At 53.3% G+C, this 22089-nt stretch carries 10 protein-coding genes; all 10 read right to left on the bottom strand.

Annotated features, from left to right (window positions below):
- Positions 1–8742, bottom strand: an 8742-nt coding sequence (locus tag RMSM_RS37640; protein WP_160168423.1) for a putative Ig domain-containing protein, incomplete at its 3' end; no start/stop codon positions are given.
- Positions 8743–8954: 212 nt separating this feature from the next.
- A complete protein-coding gene (locus tag RMSM_RS32350; RefSeq protein WP_008707607.1) occupies positions 8955–10202 on the bottom strand; it encodes an SGNH/GDSL hydrolase family protein in 1248 nt (415 codons plus the stop codon).
- A complete protein-coding gene (locus RMSM_RS32345; protein ID WP_008707606.1) occupies positions 10203–11630 on the bottom strand; it encodes an MBOAT family O-acyltransferase in 1428 nt (475 codons plus the stop codon).
- A gap of 107 nt (positions 11631–11737) precedes the next feature.
- Positions 11738–15043, bottom strand: coding sequence for a PQQ-dependent sugar dehydrogenase (locus tag RMSM_RS32340; RefSeq protein WP_081614418.1), 3306 nt, complete (start codon positions 15041–15043; stop codon positions 11738–11740).
- A gap of 195 nt (positions 15044–15238) precedes the next feature.
- Entirely contained in the window at positions 15239–15889 is a 651-nt protein-coding gene (locus RMSM_RS32335) for a sugar transferase (RefSeq protein WP_008707604.1), read from the bottom strand.
- A gap of 5 nt (positions 15890–15894) precedes the next feature.
- Complete coding sequence (locus RMSM_RS32330; protein ID WP_201767104.1) at positions 15895–17160, bottom strand: DegT/DnrJ/EryC1/StrS family aminotransferase; 1266 nt, start codon at positions 17158–17160, stop codon at positions 15895–15897.
- 11 nt (positions 17161–17171) lie between these two features.
- Positions 17172–18317 carry a non-hydrolyzing UDP-N-acetylglucosamine 2-epimerase gene (gene wecB, locus RMSM_RS32325; RefSeq protein ID WP_008707594.1) on the bottom strand — a complete coding sequence of 382 codons (1146 nt, stop codon included), beginning with the start codon at positions 18315–18317 and terminating at the stop codon, positions 17172–17174.
- Positions 18318–18556: 239 nt separating this feature from the next.
- The gene (locus RMSM_RS32320; RefSeq protein ID WP_008707592.1) at positions 18557–19801 is read right to left on the bottom strand and encodes a glycosyltransferase family 4 protein; all 1245 of its coding nucleotides are present in this window, start codon (positions 19799–19801) and stop codon (positions 18557–18559) included.
- Positions 19802–20051: 250 nt separating this feature from the next.
- Positions 20052–20855, bottom strand: a complete 804-nt coding sequence (locus tag RMSM_RS37635; RefSeq protein WP_144058117.1) for a class I SAM-dependent methyltransferase — start codon at positions 20853–20855, stop codon at positions 20052–20054.
- 93 nt (positions 20856–20948) lie between these two features.
- Positions 20949–22089: glycosyltransferase family 4 protein (locus tag RMSM_RS43185; RefSeq protein WP_040770673.1), on the bottom strand; the 1141-nt coding region annotated here is incomplete at its 5' end.

Genomic DNA, 22089 nt, shown 5'->3' with positions numbered 1-22089 from the left:
CCGCTGGAAGGTGGCCGAGACAAATTGGGTTCCGGCGGGCAAGGCGTTACTTAGAACAACGTTGGTCGCGGGTTCGGGGCCAAGATTGGTCACGGTCAAGTCGTAGCGGTAGCTGTCACCGACGATGACAGGATCCGCCGAGTGGTCAAGGGTGACCCGCAGATCGGCTTGCGGCGGATTCACCTCGGTGGTTTCCTGCGAGTCGTTGTTTTCGGTGTCAGGGTCAACGGTGCTCGAGGATACCTGGACCGAGTTTGTTAGCGTGCCGGTCGTGGTCGTTCGGACCTCGATATCGATGTTGCGAAGTGTCCCGGAGTCGATATCGCCAAGCTGGTAGGTAAGAATCCGACCAGACAACGAATAGGGCAGCGACGTCGAGACCAATTCGACGTTTTCAGGAAGGGTGTTGGTCACGACAACATCGGCAGCCGGTTGAGGACCGATGTTGCGGATTGCGACTTGGTACGTGATCGAGTCACCGGCGGTGACGGGGTCGGCCCCATCGGACTGCGTGACGACCAGATCAGCGAGAACGGGATTGACCACGGCGGTGGCGGTGCGAGTGTCATTCGCGGCAACTCGATCCTCGCTGTCGCTATCAACACTAGCGGTGTTGACCAGCGTTGTTGGCTGCGATGTCGCGACAATGACCTCTAGTGGCAGACTTTCGCCGGCGTCAACATCCCCCAGTTCAAAGGTCAGCGCACCGGAGTCGAGCGTATAGCCTAGTGAGGCACTGACAAACGATGCATCCAAGGGCAACGCATTACTCAGGACAACGTTTTCCGCCGTCGCAGGACCATGGTTGGTGAGCGTCAACGTAAAGCGGACCTGATCACCAACGACAACCGGTTCCGCAGGGCCGCTAACGGATACGGCCAAATCGACGCCGCTTAGATCGGATGGGATGGCCACGTGCAACGCATCAAGCGACTGTGAAAATCCGTTGGGGGCGGCGGAATAGAGGTTTGACACCTCGCACGTGGTGGCGTCACCAATGCTGCCGCCGATACAATTGAGAACATCAGTGCCGGCGCCACTGAAGGTGCCTGTCGCGACGTTGCCCAGTGTGGTGAAGTAGATCTGACCGGTGATCGGATGTGTCGAGACCCCGGTAATGTCCTCGGTAGACGACGTCATGGCCAAGTCCGATCCATCAAAATGCATTTGCCAACTGCCTTCCGTCTCCGAGCCCAACGAGGTGGCATTGAACTTCAGTAGATCCGCGTCGCTGCCGCTGACACCATCGACGCTATAAGGCCCACTGACGCTGATGATCAGATTACCACTGGGATCCAAGCTGATCGCATCGATGTCTTCGTAGTAGGTGGTAAGCCCGACATCGGAACCGTCAAAATAGAGTTCGAATTCGCCTTCGGTATGATCGCCGATTGAACTAGGAATGAAGCGGACAATGTCCGGTGCCAGCACCGAGCCGACGCCAGGAATGGCGGTGGTCGTGTTGAAACTCATCAGCATGCTGCCGTCATCGAGCAGATGAAAGGCGTTAACGTCGGTTGTGATGCCAACGTCCGATCCATCAAACAACAGCTGCCAGCTGCCGGTCCGCGTGTCGTGATAGACGATGTCTTCGTCGGCGACGTAGAAGCCGCCCGCGTATAAATTACTTGCGGGGCTCATGTAGATCACTTCTTGTCCAAACACTTCGCTGCCGGTCCAGGATCCGACTTGGATACCATCAAATGACTGGTCCTCGGCCACTCGATTGGTCACGCCATCGAACCACTCGCTGAGCGTGTACGAGCCGGGAGCGTCGATTCGCGGCAAGAGCGTCAGGATGTCACGGCTACCAGAAGTGATCGTGCCGTTTGAAAACTCGTTTGCGGTGGTGACATGGACCTCACCGCTGGTGGCATCCATCGATACGCCTTTGACATTGTTTCCATCGAGTCCGACGTCGGCACCGTCGGTATAGAGAGACCAATTGCCGGAGGTGTTCTCGCCAAACTGAGCGCCATCGAAAACCAGCAAATCGTCGCCACTCACTGAGATGTCCGAAAGCAAATAGTTGCCGATCAAGCTGACGAGCAAACGCCCATCGGGAGTAAAGCCAATGGAATCGACATCGCCGCTGGTGGGTGCCAACCCGACATCGGATCCATCAAAGAACCACTCGAAGCTACCTGCGGTAAGCGCACCGTGAGCGGTCGGACGAAATCGCAAGATATCGGAATCACGAACCAGCCCAAACCCGCTGATACTTTTATTGCCATCGAAGCTGAGCAGGATATTGCCATCCGGCTCAACATGAAACGCATCGACATCGACGTTTGCAAAGCCGATATGCGAGCCATCGAAATACAACGACCATTTGCCCGTGGTGGTATCAAACGCCAGGATGTCTTCGTCATCATAGGGAATGTTGTCAACGCGACCACTCGATTCAAAACTCACGAAAACGATATCGGCCGATCCGGGAGGCCCAGCGACCATCGTCGCTTCGCTGATCGAGTTGTTTGACGCATCTGGATCGCTGGTGTCTGCGGTTACAGTCGCGGTACTTATTTGCTGGCCCGATTCGGTAGCAGAAACGATGAACTCGAGATCGACCGTTTCACCGGATTCCAGATCCCCAAGCTCGCATGTGATGGTTCCTGTGGCGTAGGTACACAGGGGCGTCGAGGAAACGAAAGCGACGTCGGTCGGAAGCGTGTTTGTGAATACAACGTTTTCTGCGGGGGATGGTCCGTTGTTGGTGACCGTCGCGTGATAGGTGATGTTGTCTCCGAGGTCGACTCGGCTTTCTTCGTTGACCAATGTCACCTCGAGATCGGCCAAGATCGCATCCACCTGGGTCGTTTCGGTGTTGACGTTGTTGGTCGAATTCGGGTCGAGTGTGTCCGACGTGACGGTCGCAATATTGCTGATCTCACCTGGAGTGGTCGTCGCCATTTCGATTTGGAGATCGACCGTTTGCCCGCTGGCCAAATCGCCGATGTTGCATGTGATTTCGCCGCCGTCATCCGAACAGTCCGATGATGATGACACAAACGTCACCGAGGCCGGCAATGTGGTCGTAAGCACCGTCCCGACAGCGTGATTAGGGCCTTCATTGGTGACCGTCAATGTGTAAACGACGTGATCCCCCTCCTGCACAGGATCAGCGTCATCACGGATGGTGACAAACAAATCGGCCCGCAATGGATCGACAACGGTAGTTTCGCTGATGGCATTATTATCCGTGTTTGGATCCGCAGTGCTGGACGCGGCGCTAGCGGTGTTTGTCAGTTGCCCCGCAACCGTGGGTATGACTTCGATATAAAACGTTTCAGCATCTCCCACCATCAGATCGCCAAGAGCACAACTGACAATGCCCGCCGATTCATCGCATGGCGTCGTTGCGGAAACAAACTGCACCTCCGAGGGAAGGTGGTTGGTCAGCACCACGTCTTGGGCAATCTTCGGACCTTCGTTACTGACTGAAACGGTGTAGACAAGATTCTCGCCAACGATCACCGGATCGCTTGAATCGCTGATCGTGACAACGAGGTCGGCTTGCGGCGGCACAAAATTGACCGTCAGATCAAACGTGTCGGAAACAGATTCGCCGGCCAAGTCGGTGCCGGTGACCTCGATCGTCGTGGTACCGATGTCGCCATTGTCGGGTGTGCCTGTGAACGTTGCGGTTGCCGGATCAAACGATAACCATGCCGGCAGACTTCGATCGTCCAGGACCGGATTCGCGGTGATTTTGTAGATCGACGATAGCGTCGCGACATACAATTCACCGCTCTGGTCCGCTCCGATACTGACAATCATTTCCGAAAACGGATTACCACCGACAATGATGGGGTCTGACAGCAACCAATCGCCAGCCGCTTCGTCGAGAATCATGATACGACCGGTTAGATCAGCAAACACATAACGCCCGGTTAGCGAGGGGGTGTCGCTGCCGCGATAGACGTGGCCGCCGATGACCGAAACGCCGACGTCAGGATTGACGTATTGGGCGATAGGATCGATCAGATTTCCTGGATCGGCGTCGCTGGTGGTGAACGTCAGCGTTCCTTCGCGGATTCGCCAGCCATAGTTGCCTCCGCTGACGACCAGATTGACTTCTTCGAAAGCCTTTTCTCCGACGTCGCCAACAAAGATTCGATCGGGGCTCGCCGTCCCATCCGGTCCGTCATCGATCGAAAAACGATATGGGTTGCGAAATCCGAGAGCATAGATTTCCTCACGCACATTGGATTCGCCGACGAATGGATTGTCCGCCGGAATGCCATAGGTCCCGTCCGGGCCGTTGGTGCCGTCGACATCAATACGAAGGACCTTGCCAAACAGCAGATTCCGATCCTGTGCGTGATTATTGGGATCACCGCTGCCGCCGTAGGCTGCATCGCCGGTGCTGAGATAGAGCATGTGATCATCAGGGCCGAATGCGAGGTCGCCGCCAATATGCCCCGCAGGCAGATCAAATCGCAGCCGTACCGTTTCGGAACCAGCATCTGCAATGTCCGGATCGTCCGCGGATACAGCAAACTCTGAGAGCACGCCGTCATAGTCGCCGCCGAACGTCGCCGCCGCGACGTAGTAGACAAAGAATTGGCCTTCCCCCGGTGCGCCCGCGGTAGCGTAATCGGGATGGAAAGCCAGCCCCAATAGCCCACGGTCACTGCTGGATATGACCTGCGAGCGAATGTCGAGAAACGGAGTTGGCAAGACGGATCCGTTTTCGACGATGTGAATCACGCCTCGTTTTTCGACGACGAACAGACGGCCCGATTCGTCGCCGGCATGCGTCACGACCACCGGAGTATCCAATCCAGAAACGATCGGCTCAAATTCCAGTGTCGGCTCATCGGGCAGTGCGGCAGAGTACGTTAGTGAGTCGCCGTCGTCCACGTCGTCAAATGAATCCGAGACGTCATAGTCCAGCGAGTCATTCGCCGGAATCGCTCGATCCAGGATTGGGATGGTCACAAAGGGTACGTCGTTAGTGTTATTGACTGTCAATTCAAACGTATCGGTAACGCTTGCGAATCCAGGGTCCGTCCCGGTTACCCTGATCGTGAGCGTACCGACATCGTCGTTGGACGGAGTGCCGCTGATCACGCCGGAGCTTGAATGGATCGAGATCCAACTTGGCAACACGCCTCCCCCATCGCGGCTGATTGAATAGGTCAACGCGTCGCCGTCGGGATCACTGAAGTGGTTAGCGACGTCCAAGATGTAGGGGGTGTCTTCATCGATCGTCGCATCAGCAATTTCGGCATTTAGCTGGGGCGGTTCGTTGGAACTGGCAATCGTCTGCGCCACGGCGAATGCTTGGCCACGAATGTGCAACGTATACGTCGTTGATGTATCACCGTCATGCCGCAACGTACGCCACGAGTTTGGATCGGTTTCCAGCATCACCCAGTCGCCGGTCAGATAGACTTCCCCAGTCGCCGTGTTGGCCGAAATGCTTTCGATTCGCCAAGGAATCCGACCATCGGCATCGGTAATTTGGCCCCAATCGGTGATCACGCTGTCGGGATCGTCAACATGAACGCTGTACAGATGCAGTCGTTCGCCGGTGTCCGAAGCGTTGGACCAGTATTCACCGTTGCCTTGAACCGCATTGATCTTGGGATCGTGCGAACCGTCGTTGCGGCGGACGAAGTAGACGATTCCATCGTCGTAGGTCATGCCCAGGTTGTTGCCCCCAATCCAAGCCACCTCGCGGAACGCATCGCCGAGGTCGCCGTCGGTGGTCTTGCTGGCGTCGAATTCCCATAGCGAGCCACCGGACCGCGCTGCGAACGGAGCCGAGCGGTCATGAATCGTGAACAAGAATCGTTCATCGTCGATTGATTGCCCCCACCGCCACCAACTGGCATCCTGGTAAGCGGACAACGCGTCGGGATCATCGGCGCTTGTCATGGATGGCAGGGCGCCAGGATACACATCAATGGTGCTGCTCGCCGCCCGCCCCACGAACAAGCGATCCACGCCGCCGATCATGGTGATCCAGGCGTCGCCGCGTGCGTCGACATGCATGGCAAACCCGCCCTGGATCGCATTGATGTCTGGCGTGAGTACACCGAAGTCCTGCATGATGCCAGAGGCAATCTCGGTCCGAAACAAGTGTGCTCCCGAAACAGCCGCGTCGGCGGCGGCCCATGGCGATGCAATAGACCATAGGTAATGCCCGTCTGGGCTAATCGCGACGGCCGAATAGGTAGAGTACCGTGGGATTGGAATGCCGAAGTCGATAAAGTTCGGAGTGCCCAATTCCGTGCTTCCCAGCTCATAACCGAACAGATGCGCCCCTGTAAATGCGTTTAGAGCTTCGTCCCAGTAGTTTCCCACAAACGTGGACGTATACAGCCATCCGTTGGCTTCAACGATCGGGCTGTGCAGCTTTCCCTGCGGTACTTGATTGTGTGGATCTTCGCCTAAAATCGCACTGACGTTGGGGCCTATCTGTGTGACTTCACCGGTACTCGGGTCGTATTGAAAGAACAGTCCAGCGGCATCGTGCGCGTGAGTCGACGACGCGAAGTAAACCTTGCCGTCCGAGGCGACGGTGGAACCTTGCCATTGACCATCAAGCTTTTGTTCAAACGGATTCAGCGGAAATAGTTCGACCACCGTCGCATTGTTGACGGTAAGGGTGAATACATCTGAGACAAAGTTGCCCGCGTCGTCAATCGCAAAAACCTCCAACGCGATCGTTCCAAGCTCCACCGCCGCTCCCGAAATGACCCCGGAGTTAGCATCGATACCGATCCAACTTGGGATCACGCCGCCCGCTTGCGGAGCAAGCGAATACGTCATTGGACGATCCTCTGGGTCATCGAAAGCAACGGAGACGTCAAACGAAATACCTTCGTTTCGACGCAGCGACAGATCTTCGACGTCCGCGATCACCGTGGGGGCCTGATTCACCGGTTCCACGGTCAGCTGGAATACCTCCGTGATCGATTCGCCAGCGATGTCGGTTGCGGTCAATTCGATCTCGATCGTGCCAACGTCTGCCGGCGAGGGTGTCCCTTTGAGGTAAACTTCGTTCTCGTCATTGCGACTCAAATCGAGCCACGCTGGTAACGGATCACCGTTGGATTGCTGTGCCGAGAACGTTACCACATCGTACGCATCGGGATCTCGAATCGCACGTCTGCTTGCGTACGCGTAGTTCTGGTTGAGGGTGATGTTTTCGGCCAGCGACCCACCACCGATGTAGTATTGCCAAGAGCCTTCGAATCCTTCCCTTGAAGCGGCACCGTTATTGAACGAAATGTTTCCTTCCAAAACATAGTTTTTCAGACTTGCCGAACTAGAACCAAAAATCTTGACGCCGTGCCGGTACTGATTAAAGAGGATGTTATCCGCAAATCGTCGATTGAAATCCTCGTTCTGCGAATAGATTCCATGTCCGTGCTCGAAACTCGGACCGGACCAACCGTTGTTGTAGATCAGCGATCCGTAGACCTCGCCGCCATCGGCGGGCGACCAAAATCCGATCCCTTTGTTGATGTCGTGGATTTCCCAGTTGATCAGTTTGACGTGATCGCCAAACACGTTGATGTTGCCACGGTTGATATCATCGGGCCACGACCCGCCTTCGAATGTGATTCGCCCCGACAAATCGCTCGAAAAGATTTCAAGACCCTGATAATAGGTGTGTTGACCTTCGATCGTGAGAATCTCGGAAGTCCGAGGCGAGCCATTATTCAGATCGATGATGACTTCGTCGCCGGGCCATTCGCGAACCCAGATCGGATTCCACGGTGTGCCAGAAAGATGACTGGTAAAGGCACCGACGTACGATCCACCCTGTATCCAAATGGTGTCACCGGCAGAAACCGCTTCTGGATGACTCATCGCCGTCCATAGATCCCACGGATCATTTAGGCTGCCGTCACCCTGCGGAGTCCCCGCAGGAGAAACGAAGAACTCGTTTCCCGTAGCGGGAACCGAGGGGGCATCCGAGACGACTAAAAAACTGCCAAATTCCTTATCGACCACCAGCGGAGCAACCGGGGCCGCGCCGATCGGAATCGGAGAGGCCACGTCCGTCATCGGAAGCGACACTGCGCTACCATCGTAGACTCCGGAGAGTACCGGCGCACCGTCGAGATCCAAAACATTGTAGATCTCGAAATTCGCTCCAGGATCTACCACCGATGACAAGTCCAGATCGACATTGTCAAGTCGGTCCCAGTTGTAAACTACGGCATGCCCACGCCCCGGTTCATATTCATTGGGACGTACGGTGACGTGTGTCCCACTGATCGAAGTTGTCAGCGTGCTCGACGCGTCGAACCCGGTTTGCGTTCGCCATTGATCGAATGTTTCAAACACACCTTCGATGATAAATGGCGATTCAGCGTCCGTGACATAGGCATTGTTGTCCCAGGTATACTCGTCCAGTGCAGTACCCGACTCGCTGATCTGAGCAGCATACCACGGGCTCTCCGTGAAGACGGTGTTGCCAGTGAAAGTAACATCCTGCCAAGACCCTAAGAAATTGACGTTACTGGCGAAGTAGTTGTCGGTCGCGGAGAGCCCAACTCCACCAACGCCATATCCAAACACAACGTATCCGGTCGGCTGCAGGTCGTATTCGAATGGGATTCCCGCTTCAGTGGTCAGGTCCGAGATTGAACTTGAAATGACTGGCGGACTATTGGCTAGCAGCAGTCGCGGTTCAAGGTGCTCGAGGATCTTCCGTCGTTTTTGACGCTTGCCCGCTCTGGAGCCCGGCGACTGTCCCACCCTTCGATTGAATAACATGCCGCGACTCCTGTGGCTGAGAAGCCACGTCTGGATCATGATCATGACGCGCGAAATGATTCGCGTTCGTAGGAGGGATCCCCCACTGTCGATTCTATCCTAACGTGTTTGTCCCCTTTTTACCAATTTTGACCGAGCAGAAATTCGGTCATTTAAGGGAAGAAGAAAGAGCGAGGCGATACAGCTGTTGCGCGGTTCGGCCGCGTCGCTCTTTAGCGTGATGGACTTCGCATCGTGACTCTCGGCGAGTGCCTTTGTGGCGCCGCGAAACCGAGAGGAGAGAAGGCCGAGTCGAGTTTCGCTCGTAGTGCCTGAGCGTTCACCTGCTGCAGTAGGCTTTCCTGCGGTGCCGAGCGAAGTAGTTCGAGCACAATGTGTCCCATGAAGACTTCACCAGGATGATATCCGTCGATCATGTAGGTATCATCAAGTCCATACTGACTAGGATCCGATGCAGGCAATACCGTAATGCCATGGACGCGAAGTGTGTCGACGAAGCCTTGTTGATAAGCGTCCCACCATTGTTTTAAATCGGCATCCACAGACAAAGAGTGTATGCAGTCCGAGGAATAAGGTGGCATCACCACCAACACCTCGGTGCCACGTGTTTGTAACCGTTGTATAAGACTCAACAGTCTTGCTGATTTTTCCTCGTCCCATGTTGCCGGGGCCGAAAAGTTGCCGAAGTGAGAGTGAATCCGATCGATGATCGGAGGAACTTCGCGGTCAACATATTGTTGTTGCTGCGCAAGTTCCAGGATAATTTGGGGCGAGTATTGCCAAGATCCGTCTTTTCGAAAGCCGCTGCCATATTTTGACGCAGCGGTTCCAATGCATCGATAACCGAAAAAGGGACTGCGGTCGGAATGCGTGACGGCGGTGTATAATTCCGAAAACCGATTCTGACGCACGATTCGTTTCAATGCATTGATGTGCGATGCAAACTGGAATGCTTCGTCCTGTTGGGCCAGCCACGATTTGTCGCGGTGATACTCACTCTTCAGCCACCAGGGATCGATACCAATAATAGCGACCTTGGGATTGGGAAGTTTGTCTTGCTCTAACAGTTCAACGTACTCGCCTAGCTCCGTTACGCTTTGAGTCATCCCGCCAGCGTTGTAGAAAGATTCTTGCAGCGGCGAGAACATAAAGTCACGGATTTGCATCACGCGTGAACTGCCGATGGCAACAATCTCGGGGTTGCGTCTCTTGATCGTAGCAAATTTGTAAACGCCAAATTGCTGTGATAGAAAGTCGCGACAGTAGATCGTTTCTTCAGCAGCGATTTGCTGCTGACGCACTGCGTAAATCGCTGGCCAAGTCTCGCCAGTCTTCCATAATGACAGCTCGGTTACGAGTGCAATTAATAGCAACGGGCTCAGGAACCATAGCAGTCGGCGAGCCAACTTCCAAGCGGATTGTTGATCGGTTTGCTGTGCGGCGGCGTTTTTGAGCTGCACTTAAAACTGGAAGTAGATAAAAGGAACGTGACCTGTATTGCCATACAAGAACATCACCACAATCAGACTGTAGTAGGCTGGCCAACGGACCCACACTGGCATGTGCTCGATCTGCAATGCGTGAGGCATGCTACGTTGCACCCATTCAATAGTGAATAGCAAAGCCAGGTAGGGTAGACCTTTCAACAAAGTCGGAGCCCTCCAGGGGGATGTCATCATGTGTGAGATAAACGAGATCGCATGCGAAACGGAGTCGGCGCGAAAGAAAACCCAGGCCAATAGCACCAAGGCAAACGTGGAACCCATCTGCACAAACTCTCGGAGATTGGGTAACCAGCGTCCGGTCGCCACGATATCGTGATGACGTTTATGATTGCCGGTCATCACCAGCGGCAGATAGTAGAGCCCATGCAAGAGGCCCCAGACTACAAAAGTCCAATTGGCGCCGTGCCAGAAACCGGAAACCGTAAACGTGACTATCAGGTTCGCTAAATGGTGGGCTTTGGATACCTTCCGGCTGCCGCCCAAGGGGATGTACACGTAGTCGCGGAACCAAGTTGACAGCGAAATATGCCACCGCCGCCAAAACTCGCCAATGTCCCGAGAAAAGTAGGGGTAGGCAAAGTTCTGCATCAGATCGAAACCGAACAGCCGGGCGGTACCGATCGCAATATCCGAATAGCCGCTGAAATCACAATAAATTTGGATGGCAAAGTAAAGCACCCCCAACAACAACGTGACACCATTGTGATCGGAATAGTTAACGAAAATTTCATCCACCAGCGGTGCAAGGTTATCCGCAATGACAACTTTTTTGAACAAACCCCAAAGGATCTGGCGGAGTCCGTCTTTAGCCTGAGCGAGGTTAAATGTTCGTTTGCACAAAAACTGAGGCAACAAATGTGCCGCGCGTTCAATCGGACCTGCGACCAGTTGTGGAAAGAAGCTGACGTAAGCAAAGAAGGCAATCCAATCTCGCGTTGGCTGGACATGTCGCCGATAAACATCAATCGTATAACTGAGTGATTGAAATGTGTAGAACGAGATGCCCACAGGCAGAATGATTTGCAACGTGTGGGGGTGAGCTTGGAAACCAAGTTGTTCCGAGGCCGCGATAAAAGAGTCAACAAAAAAGCCGTAGTACTTGAAAAAACCAAGAATACCAAGGTTAGCGATAATGCTGAGTGTCAGTAGTCGCTTGCGATAGCGTGGATGGGTTGTGGATCCAAGTTGAATTCCCACGACAAAGTCGATTGCGGAACTGATGGCGATCAAACACAGAAAACGCCAGTCCCAGCAGCCGTAAAAAAAATAACTGGACAGCAGCAATAGTGTGTTTTGGACTCGTAGTGAATACCGTTGTAGCCACCAGTAACACACAAAAGTGAGCAACAGAAAGATCGCAAACGCTAGAGAGTTAAACAGCATTGATGGTCAATGTTTACTCACGCATCGGATCATGGATCTTCAATCTCAAAGGACTTTGAGCCGGAAGAGTCCTGCAACCAATTATCGGAATTCGAAGAATGCGACGACTAAGGCCGCGCCGACTGGGAATCAAGCGGTGGAGTGTCTAGTGAGTCGAGGTAGGCGATGAGGTCGCGTAGTTGTTTTCGAGTCAGATGGTTGGCGACTCCGAACGGCATGGCTGATCCTGTGGTGCCGTATTCTTCAATCGATGCCTTGTCGACTTTTGTTGGTTTACCTGTCAGTAGGTCTCGAATCGTCATGGCATTATCGGTCTGGGAAACGACATAGCCCGAAACGACGCGTCCATCCTCCAACAACAGGGCTGTTAACTCGAAGTCCTTCTTCACAACCCGCTGCGGCCAAAGTACGGACTCGATAATTGACTCCAGCGAGTTGTTAACACTCACGCCGGCCAAATCGGGGCCTTTGGCGAGAGAATCGGCATGAGTATCGAGACCCACGTGATGACAGGACTTGCAATTTGCCGTGTCCGAGAGAAAGATAAGATGCCCGGCATCGGGATCGCCGGATCGACGCACTTCCTCGGCCAGTTCGCGAACGTACTCGGCGTCATATGTCTCGGTGACAGCGTGATCACGCGTTATCTCGGGCTTCATCGCAATCATCACTTCGGGATCAAAGTGTCCGGCATCGTCACGCATTCCCCTAATCCAAGCGGAAATGACTTCCGCAGCTTCAGAGTCGGACATGGATCGGCCCAGCGGGGGCATCCGGTCTTCGTCTTCCGCTTCGATACGACGAAGCAACTCCGAATCCTCGGGATGTCCCGGTTCAATCAAAGATTCTCGCGCGGCTGAACGCTTGGATTTGGGGCGTCGCGGGCGTATTCCTACTAGCTTCGTCTCTGCCAGAGGCGTAGTGAAGCGGAGATCAATTTGCGTGATTCCAAGGCGATCACGCACGTGACAGACCGCGCAGTTCACCGCCAAATAAGCGCGAGCCATTTCCTTGATGCTGCCGGAGCGTGAACCCCAATCCGCAAACGAAGGCAAAGTCGAGGGGGGTAAGGGAAGTGGATTTCGAAACACGCCCAAGCGTTCAAGTCGATCGATCTGATTCGAAACTCCGTCTGGTTCGATTCGATTCATCTGCAATGTATTCAGGCCAAGCACAAAACCATTGGCTTTGGAATGACAAACGTTGCACTGTTCGTTGGTCAAAAAGTGCCAAAGTCTCTGGTCCGAGCCCTGCTCGGTGTGAACTTCGAGCGGTCGAGGCTCGGGGAGTTCGATTAAAGATGCATCACTTTGTTCTTCGTTCCAAACATAAGTATAGCCGTCCCAACCATTTTTCCCGTGGACCCACAATCGAGTTTCGAGTCGACGAATTGGTTGATCTTTGTTCGTGACTGGGATCGTGAGATGGTTAACGAAGACGGTGCCTTGGGGAAATTTCCAGGGCACGTCCACCGAGAATTCGACCTGACCAGCCTGAGGCAATGCTAAAAATCGCTGCTGGTTCGCACCGTCAGCCCACATCGGCACATTCACACGATAGGGAATCATGCCGGCAGCCGGAGTTAACTGTTTTACTGACGAAAAGAGGCCTGTATCGGACAAATGTTCAGGAAAAGGTTGCTGCGGTTCTTCATGGTCGACTTCAACTTTGCGAAACTCGTAAATGATTCCATCAAGAGCACAGACAAACATTTCTCCCCCTGCATCTTGACCGAATCCGGCCAGCGGCACTTTGGGGCTCGCGAGTTTTATAGTGCGTGTAACTTCAGTCCCATCATAGTACGATGCCCAAATCATTCCGCTGGCGTAGTCACCGTAGAGATATGCACCTTGCAGTTCAGGAAATTGGTCGCCGCGATAGACACGTCCTCCGACAATTGCACGCCCGTAGCGGTGATCGTAAGTAATGATGGGATCAACAAATTGTGAGTGCGATTCCGAATCGGCTTCGGAGGGAGCGGTCATGTCCCACGAATGTCCAACGTCAAAAGGATAAAGTCCTTCTCGCTGGGGCCATCCATAATTGGCACCGCCACGAATCAGGTTCACTTCCTCGAACCGATTCAGTCCTACATCCCCTGCCCACATGCGACCGCTTTCTTGATCAAAGGACAGTCGCCAGACGTTGCGCAGACCATACGCCCAGATCTCTGCTCGCTTGTTTCCGCGAGTGGTTAAGGCGGCAAAGGGATTGTCATCCGGAATAGCATAATTCAATCCAGGATCTCGATTGTCGACGTCGATTCGCAGAATTGAACCGTGCAACGTACTTAGATCCTGTGACGAATCTTGATTCATGCCATCTCCGGTGCCGAGATACAAAAAACCATCTGGCCCAAATTCGATAGATCCCCCGTAATGGGACACACTTGGATAAGCAAGGGAAAACAGCACCTGTTCGGAGACTGGATCGGCAGGCGGCTGATCGTCAGGTCGCATGCGAAAGCGAGAGACAACTAATTTTGCTTTGGGAGGAAGCAGCCAAGACTGTAAGCGGTGTTTCATTGGCTCGATCGTTTGTCTTGCTAAGCGGTTGGCGACTTCCGACTGAAATTTGACAGTATGTGAGGTCAAGATTGATTCGCTCGATCGATCGACAAACCTTGCCATCAACGACGTCAGGAGGATCATAGCTGCGGCGGCACACATTAGGCCGCCACAGAAACCCGCCATTCGACGCACTAGTATTTCATTGCGTGACAATAACATCCTGTAGGTGATTACGATCACCACATAGCATGCGACAACTATGGCCGCAGCAATCCACTTTTTTTGCATAGAGGTTATGCCTGCAGTCGGCACGATGAGAAACACCAACATACCAGCGAGCGGTGCGGTGCAGAGTATTAGAATGACTTGGGCAAGTCGGCGGGGGATCGGAAGGGTTGCCCCCCAAATCGCAGCAAGCAGGAAGATGCATATTGCCGCTAGGTCAAATAGAGTCGCTGCGGTGCCGTATTCGGCTGCGGTAGCATAGGCGGCAAAGAATTCGCCGTTCTTCTGGTACTGCGGATGAAATGCAAATCCAAGTAGCCCTTGCTCTTCTCCCTCTCGGGCTACTTTGTGTGAAATGTCAAACAAGACCCGGGTCTCGTGAGCCGTCTTGTCATTGATGAATTGGTGCAGTTCCCCGTCCCGACACAGCACGTAGACGTGGCTAGCGTCCCCGGGGGCCGTTAGCAGTTGCAACGGCCCCTTATCACCAAAATTTAACTCAGGGAACGCATTTTCCAAAATATAAGGATGGGGCGACGTCATCAAGCGAGACGTGTCGACCGGAATGAATTCCGACGGAGGTTCGGCAGCAGAGTCTGCTCGCGTGGAGGATGGCAGCATCCATCCCAAGAAGATCAACCCCATGAATGACAATCTTCGCAGCAGGTTTATGCTCATGAGAAGCTGAAGATTGGGGAATAAATGGGGGATCAGAACACATAACCCCCGCTTGGGTCTGCGTCCCCGAATCGAACGCAGTAGCGGTTGGGTGGAATGATCACTAGCGTGTAAAGAGATCGTCGTCTGAGCGAATCTTGGTAAGTACTGATCGTTTCGGATCACGCAGTGCCAGGATTCAGCGACCTATCTGTCTTAGCGAAAGAGTTGCAGCAAGGTTTGCAGGATCACCCGCACGTCCAAAGCGATCGACGAGCAGCGCACATACTGTTTCGCCAATTCAATCTTGTCCGGAAGTATACGAGTTACATACTCGCGTTCCGGATCGTCTGCCTGAGCCAAAACCGCGGATTCGTCTCGATATTTGATCGATGCCAGATCGGTCAATCCAGGCCGGACGATCAGGATTTGGCGGAAGTCATCCTCGAACATCTCGACATACTTGGGGACTTCCGGACGCGGGCCGACCAGACTCATATCCCCTTTGAGGATGTTGAACAGTTGAGGCAATTCATCCAATTTTGTTTTTCGCAGCAATTTTCCAATTCGAGTGATCCGTGGATCATCACCCGAAGTGATGGCAGGCCCCAACGACGGCGCATTCTCAACCATCGTGCGAAATTTCAGAATCTTAAACGGTTGTAAATTCCGTCCCACACGTGTTTGTTGAAACAGCACTGGACCGGAACTGGTAAACCGAATAATTCCAGTAATCAAAATCAGCAACGGCGACAACAGCAAAATGCCGATGCCCGATGCAAGTATATCAAAGCATCGTTTTGTGGCGGTTTGAATCGGTGTCGCCTGTAGCAGAGGCATTGCGATCGACGAGGTCTTGCTTGACACGGTGATTATGTACCTGACGGATTTGTCTGGGCCGCTGGCTGTCGCAATGAGTATTGAGCACACAGTTCAGTGACCACGCGAACCACGTGTTCTTGCTCTAAATCGGTCATACCCGGGAATAGCGGAAGACTCACAAGCCGATTCCAAACATGCGTTGCGGTGGGGCAATCGGATGCTCGCCACTGCAGCGTTTCCAGGTAATAGGGATGTAGGTGTAGTGGACGCCAATGGACCGAGCATCCCACACCGCGCTCACGTAAACATTGAATGAACTCGTTGCGGTCAATGCTCAATTGATCCAGACACAGGCGAATGGGAAACAGGTGCCAAGAATGAAGGCGGTTTTCGAGTTGCGGAGGCAACTCCAATTCGGTTACACCGCGAAGTCGTTGGAAGAAAAATTTGGCGATGGTTTCGCGTTCTTGCCTCATCGCTTCGACACGCTGCAGTTGATGCAAGCCGATTGCCGCCGCAAGATCGGTCAGGTTGTATTTGTAGCCTGGGGCAACAATTTGATAGTCCCATTGGCTGTTGCCTTGAAAACGTTTCCAAGCGTCATGCGACAAACCATGGAGCGACATTTGCCGCATTCGATCTGCCAATAGCGGGTCACTCGTGACCGCCATCCCTCCTTCGCCGGTGGTCATCGTCTTATTGGCGTAAAACGAATAGCAGGTCACCGCCGCGGTATTCTCGCCACACATTCGCCACGGTTGATCGGCGTTGCTGCGATAGGCAGACGGCAAGGCATGTGCGGCATCTTCGACCACCCACAACGCGTGCTGCTGTGCGAAGGCGGCGATTTGATCGATGTCGATCATCAATCCCCCGACATGCACTGGGATTATGCCGACGACCTCGATTGGGGAACCTGTCAGTGCTCCGCTGCGAGCTGCTTCCCATTTTTTCGCTGCGTCGCCAAAATCCATATTCAGTGTGACCGGATCACAATCGACGAGGATCGGAATCCCACCCTGATAGAGCACGATTTCCGCCGTCGCGGCAAAGGTCATCGTCGGTACCAAGACACCCTGGCCCGCTTTTAATTGCATGGCTTCCACAGCCAAGTGCAGTGCGGCAGTGCACGAATTGACTGCAACTGCATGTTTGGCACCAACGAACTTGGCAAACTCCGATTCGAACTGTTTAACCCGCGGTCCCGTTGTTAACCATCCCGAGCGAAGACACTCGGTCACTTCGGCGATGGCCGCTTCGGAAATCGACGGACGAAAGAAAGGGACGTTCATGGAGACTTCATTAGAGTTATTCATTTTCGCCTGACTTACGATTCCTTGCGAGCAGCTAGAAACGCTGCGACTTCGCTGCCCACGCGTCGGCCTGCGGATCCGTCCCATAGTTGGGGGCATTTTCCCTGCTTGAATCGGTTCTCGATCACATCATCAACAAGCGTGACAAGTAGTCCAACGTCATGTCCGACCAACACGCTTGTGCCTTCATCGACAGTGATGGGACGCTCGGTGTTTTCTCGTAACGTCAAACATGGAATCTCAAGCGCAGTCGCCTCTTCCTGTAATCCGCCCGAATCGGTGATGATGATTTTGGCATTGGACGTCAGCCCGAGCAATTCGTGGTAGCTCAGTGGCGCGGTGGCCAAGATCGAAGGACTCGATTCGAGCGTCTGCCACAATCCGATTGCCTCTAGTCGATTGCGTGTCCGAGGGTGAACGGGAAAAACGACGGGCAAGCGTTCGGCAATTTGTATCATCGATTCGCACAGCTGATGCAGCAGTTCCGGATCGTCCACGTTGGATGGACGGTGCATTGTCCAAACAACGTATTGGTTCTTGGTCAGCCCCATTTTGGACAGCGGATCAAGCGCCGTAGCGGCATCAAGTTGCGATCGCAATACATCGATCATGACATTTCCGCACAAGCGGATCGACTCGTTCGACTTGCCTTCTTTTAATAGGTTCTCGCGTCCGCTTGGTTCGCTAACCAATAGCAGTTCCGAGATCGCGTCGGTGACGACGCGATTGATTTCCTCGGGCATGGTCCGATCAAAGCTGCGCAGTCCCGCTTCGACGTGAATCACAGGAATCCCAAGCTTGACCGAGGCCAATGCACATCCCACGGTCGAGTTGACATCGCCCACGACCAGAGTTGCAGCGGGCGGTTGTTCGCATTCGAGCAACCATCGCTCGTAGCTGTCGAGGATCTTGGCGGTCTGTTCGCCTTGACGTCCCGAACCGACCGACAAATAAACATCCGGTTTGGGCAGCCCGAGTTGCCGGAAAAACGAATCGCTCATCGCATCGTCGTAATGTTGACCGGTGTGGATCAAGCGGGTTTGGAGGTTGGGAGACGTGGCTGCGATGCCACGAAGGATCGGTCCCATCTTGACGAAATTGGGACGTGCACCGACCACACAGGCGACGATATCTTTGGTTTGTATTTGTGATGGTGTCAAACTAATACCAAACTTAATCTATGATAATCGATCGATTATCAGGTTTCTGAGGAACTATGATTTCACCATTGCCGAAGGTGAATGGTGAAGATGCTGGTTTCAATTTTTGCTGACTTCATAATGTCACCTGGAGGCAAATTGCGATCCATTTGCAACGTACGCAGCCGCGTTAGAGTCAGCTAAAATTACTCGAGAAAACGAGCTGAGCTCTGAAAATTGCTCAAATTGTGCTGTAGAGATCATGAGGCGGTGCTGACCGCTGTATTGAGCACCTGTCGCCATCGAGTCAATAATTGTAGCTGGTTGAAATTTTGCTGGACAGAAAGGCTTGCTTGATGTCCTAGCTGGTTGCGAAGTGCGTCATCGCCTGCGAGGGTTTCGATTGCGGATGCCCAAGCGGTCACGTCGTTAGGAGCGTCGACAATTATTCCGTTTTTGCCGTGTTCAATCATCTCGGGGATGCCGCCCACCCGCGAGCCGATTGGACAAATCCCCAGCGACATCATTTCGATCAAAGCGAGTGGGCAGTTTTCCCACCAGACGCTGGGAACAAGGCCGAGTTGGCAGGTTTGATAAACTGAGTTCAGTTCCTCCAGCGAGAGCCAGCCCAATTGCAGAAATTCGGCACGATCGCTCAGACGCCGTCGTTCCTTCTTGGCACCCCCAATCGTCACTAGCACGGTATTCTTTTGGAATTGTCCGATCGCCAATGCGGTTTTCGCCACCTGCAGTCCTTTCTCTGGGGCACGTCCCACATGCATGATTGCGAAATCATCCGCAGTCAGCCCGATGCGTTGTCTTGTTTCATCAACGACGGCAGCAGAGAGAGTCTTGACCTGAGATTGGTTGCTCCAATTTGGGATTGTCCAAACAGGAGCTGAAAAGCGATCTCGGCAGATCAACGCAAATAAATCTTCGTAAATTGCTTTGCTCGGAGCCACGATGGCATCAGCCGCCGCCACCGCACGCGAAGCGAGACTCTCCTGTCCTAAGCGTGGCATCCCTTGGATCCAGTAAATGACGCGCGCTCGTGGCAAAACCTGTTTTGCCACGATTGCCGCCGTCATGGTCGAGACAACGAGGACCGTCCGCTCATCGGCCGTCTGTTCAAACGGCATTAACGCTTGCTTGATGCGTTGATAGCCAGTTGTCGCATCGATGCTTTGGCGAAACCCGAGTGAACGTGCTAGGCGGCTGCCTCGGACGCGACAATTCAAACGTCCGGTATAGCCTAAAGTTGCTGAAACCGACCGCACGTCTTTCAATCGCGAATTTCCAGGACTGATCGTGATGACTTCGGTGGCCCTGGCGGTACTGGCAAAATGGACTGCCAATTGCGCTAAAAGTCTCGGTACTGCGCGTACGGTCGTCGATTCGAGCGGATGATTTTCGTAAACAACAAGCAGTCGGTTGGCTAATAGAGGTTGTTCGTGCGTTGATTCAGCATTGGAGACATGATTAGTATTGCAGAGCACATCAAGCATAAAGAAGATCTTTCACCTTGCAAAAAAACGTCTCCCAAGCGATTCCGCTTGATTCTACTTGAACGTCTTTCAGAGACGCCAATACGTTTACGCGGATGGATTGCGTCTAGACGATTCCAGATAACATTGGTCAATGAGTCTGTTATTTTAATCGCCTTGCTTCCCATGGCACTTCAAAGTTTCCAAAAAATTCTCGCTCGCCTGATAAGGAAAACAGCACATCTGGCTTCTGTGATTCCAATTACTGAATTTAAACGGCATCACACGTCATTTGGACCGCGGTAGTTTCAAACCCTGAGCGGTCTTCCATGGCTTTTTTTTCCAAGATGATAAGTTTGAACAGACGCTGGTCCGATTGGCGTGACTTGCCCTTTAAGACGCGTCGAGAAATATCTCGAATCATCGATCGTTTTTGCGGTCTCGCGTTTTCGTCGACAAACGGATGCGAGAAAGTGCATCGCACGACGTTTTGCTCGATTTCGCGACAACGCTCGTCGCTGAGATAAGGCGATTTGATGGATTCGCCATAAATGGAAAACCGTTTGAAGATTGTGAGCATCGTTTCAATCCCTTCTCGTCGCTCGACACTTCGTTCGGGCTGCCAGTGAGTGTCCTCGATAACATAGAGGCCGCCGGGTTTTAAATAAGGGAACAGGGCTCCTAGCGTAACCTGCTGATGTGCCGATGCATGGCTGCCATCGTCAATGATGATATCGAATGGGCCGACCTCTTCAGCGATCTCGGTGAGTCGACGAGCGTCGCTTTGGTCAGCTTGGAAAATGGTCGCTCGAGGGATCTCAACGTCGCTGAAATCAGAAATGTCAAGACCGTTGATCGTCGCTTGCGAAAAAAACTCGAGCCACATCCGCAAAGATGGACAGTCGGGCTGGTGTTGGCAAAATTCTCGCTGCAATCCTATCTCTAAAAACGAGATCGGGCGGTCTCGGTAGGGGGCAAATAGTGACTCGTAAAGTGACGTATACCGATGGCAGCAACCGACCCGATCGCCTTTGTCAGAATTATATTTGTTTGCGAGATCTGTAAGTGTTGTCATCAGTAGGTTCTCGAGGCAAGCGTGATTAAACGCGGCAGTGACGAATCAGTTACGATAGTAAATTGAAACGTGCTGTTGCATCAGAAGTGGTTGTTACAACATACGGTTGCTGAGCGGCACCGTGTTTAGTACTTGGCACCATTGTTCAATTGATCGTGAAGCGCTAAAGCGGGTTTGCATCGAACTTTTCGCTGCTGTCGCTAAACGTTGTCTTAAAGCTGCGTCCGATATAACGGTGTGCAATGCTGACGCCCACGCTTGTGCGTCGTTAGGAGAATCCACAAGTAGACCACTTTCACCATGTTCAATCATCTCGGGGATCCCGCCCACTCGCGAGCCAATAGGACATAACCCCAGCGACATCATTTCAATCAAAGCAACGGGACAGTTTTCCCACCATACACTCGGGACAACGCCGATGCTGCAGGCTTGATAGATTTGGTTTAGTTCCTGGGGGGCGACACGTCCGGTCTCCAGAACTTCTGTATGCTGATTTATGTGTCGCCGGTTCGGCGTCGGACCCCCGGCGGAGACGAGTACCACACGTCGATCAAACTCTCCCACCGCAAGCGCAGTTTCAATGATTTTTAATCCCTTTTCGGGGGCACGCCCAATGTGCATCACCGCAATATCTTGCTCACCTATCCCCAGTCGTTGCCGTGTCGCCTGAATCGTCGCCTCTGATTCTGTCTTGAACTGTGACTGGTCGATGGTATTCGGGATGACCCACACCGGAGGCGTAAATCGATCGCGACAGATCAATTGGAATAGGTCACGGTAAATGGCCCGTGAAGGTGCTACGATCCCATGACATGCGTTGACGGCGCTTGACGCTAGCGACTCTTGGCCCAGCCTCGGCATACCTTGGACCCAGTAAACGACGCAGGCTTGAGGAAGCATCTTTTGTGCAAGTAACGCGACGGACATTGTTGCTGCGACCACGACCGTTTGTGCCCCTTGGTCGGAAGCAAATGCTTGCAGTGCAGCACGAGCGTATTGGAATGCAATGGTCGATGCGATATCACTGGGGCCACAAACCGAACGAACGCCCCGATGATTGCGAAGACGACATCGTGTACGTGTGCTCCATGTTATCTGGGCGGAAGCGTTCCGAACGCCTGGGATTTTTTCAGCTCCTGGACTGACGGCGATGACTTCCGTGTGAGGGTTTTGGGCTGCCAATTGCTCAAGCAACTGCGATAGTAACCGTGGAACGGCGTAGGGCGATGCAGTT

The organism is Rhodopirellula maiorica SM1, assembly GCF_000346295.1.
Taxonomy (GTDB): domain Bacteria; phylum Planctomycetota; class Planctomycetia; order Pirellulales; family Pirellulaceae; genus Novipirellula; species Novipirellula maiorica.
Note: the sequence above shows the minus strand (reverse complement) of the source record. Positions and strands in the feature narration are given on the sequence as shown.

Bases quoted from the DNA above. Each gene is read 5' to 3' on its own strand.
- RMSM_RS32345 (WP_008707606.1), bottom strand. From the start codon at position 11,630: ATGCTGTTTAACTCTCTAGCGTTTGCGATCTTTCTGTTGCTCACTTTT.
- RMSM_RS32340 (WP_081614418.1), bottom strand. From the start codon at position 15,043: ATGAGCATAAACCTGCTGCGAAGATTGTCATTCATGGGGTTGATCTTC.
- RMSM_RS32330 (WP_201767104.1), bottom strand. From the start codon at position 17,160: ATGAATAACTCTAATGAAGTCTCCATGAACGTCCCTTTCTTTCGTCCG.
- RMSM_RS32320 (WP_008707592.1), bottom strand. From the start codon at position 19,801: ATGCTTGATGTGCTCTGCAATACTAATCATGTCTCCAATGCTGAATCA.
- RMSM_RS37635 (WP_144058117.1), bottom strand. From the start codon at position 20,855: ATGACAACACTTACAGATCTCGCAAACAAATATAATTCTGACAAAGGC.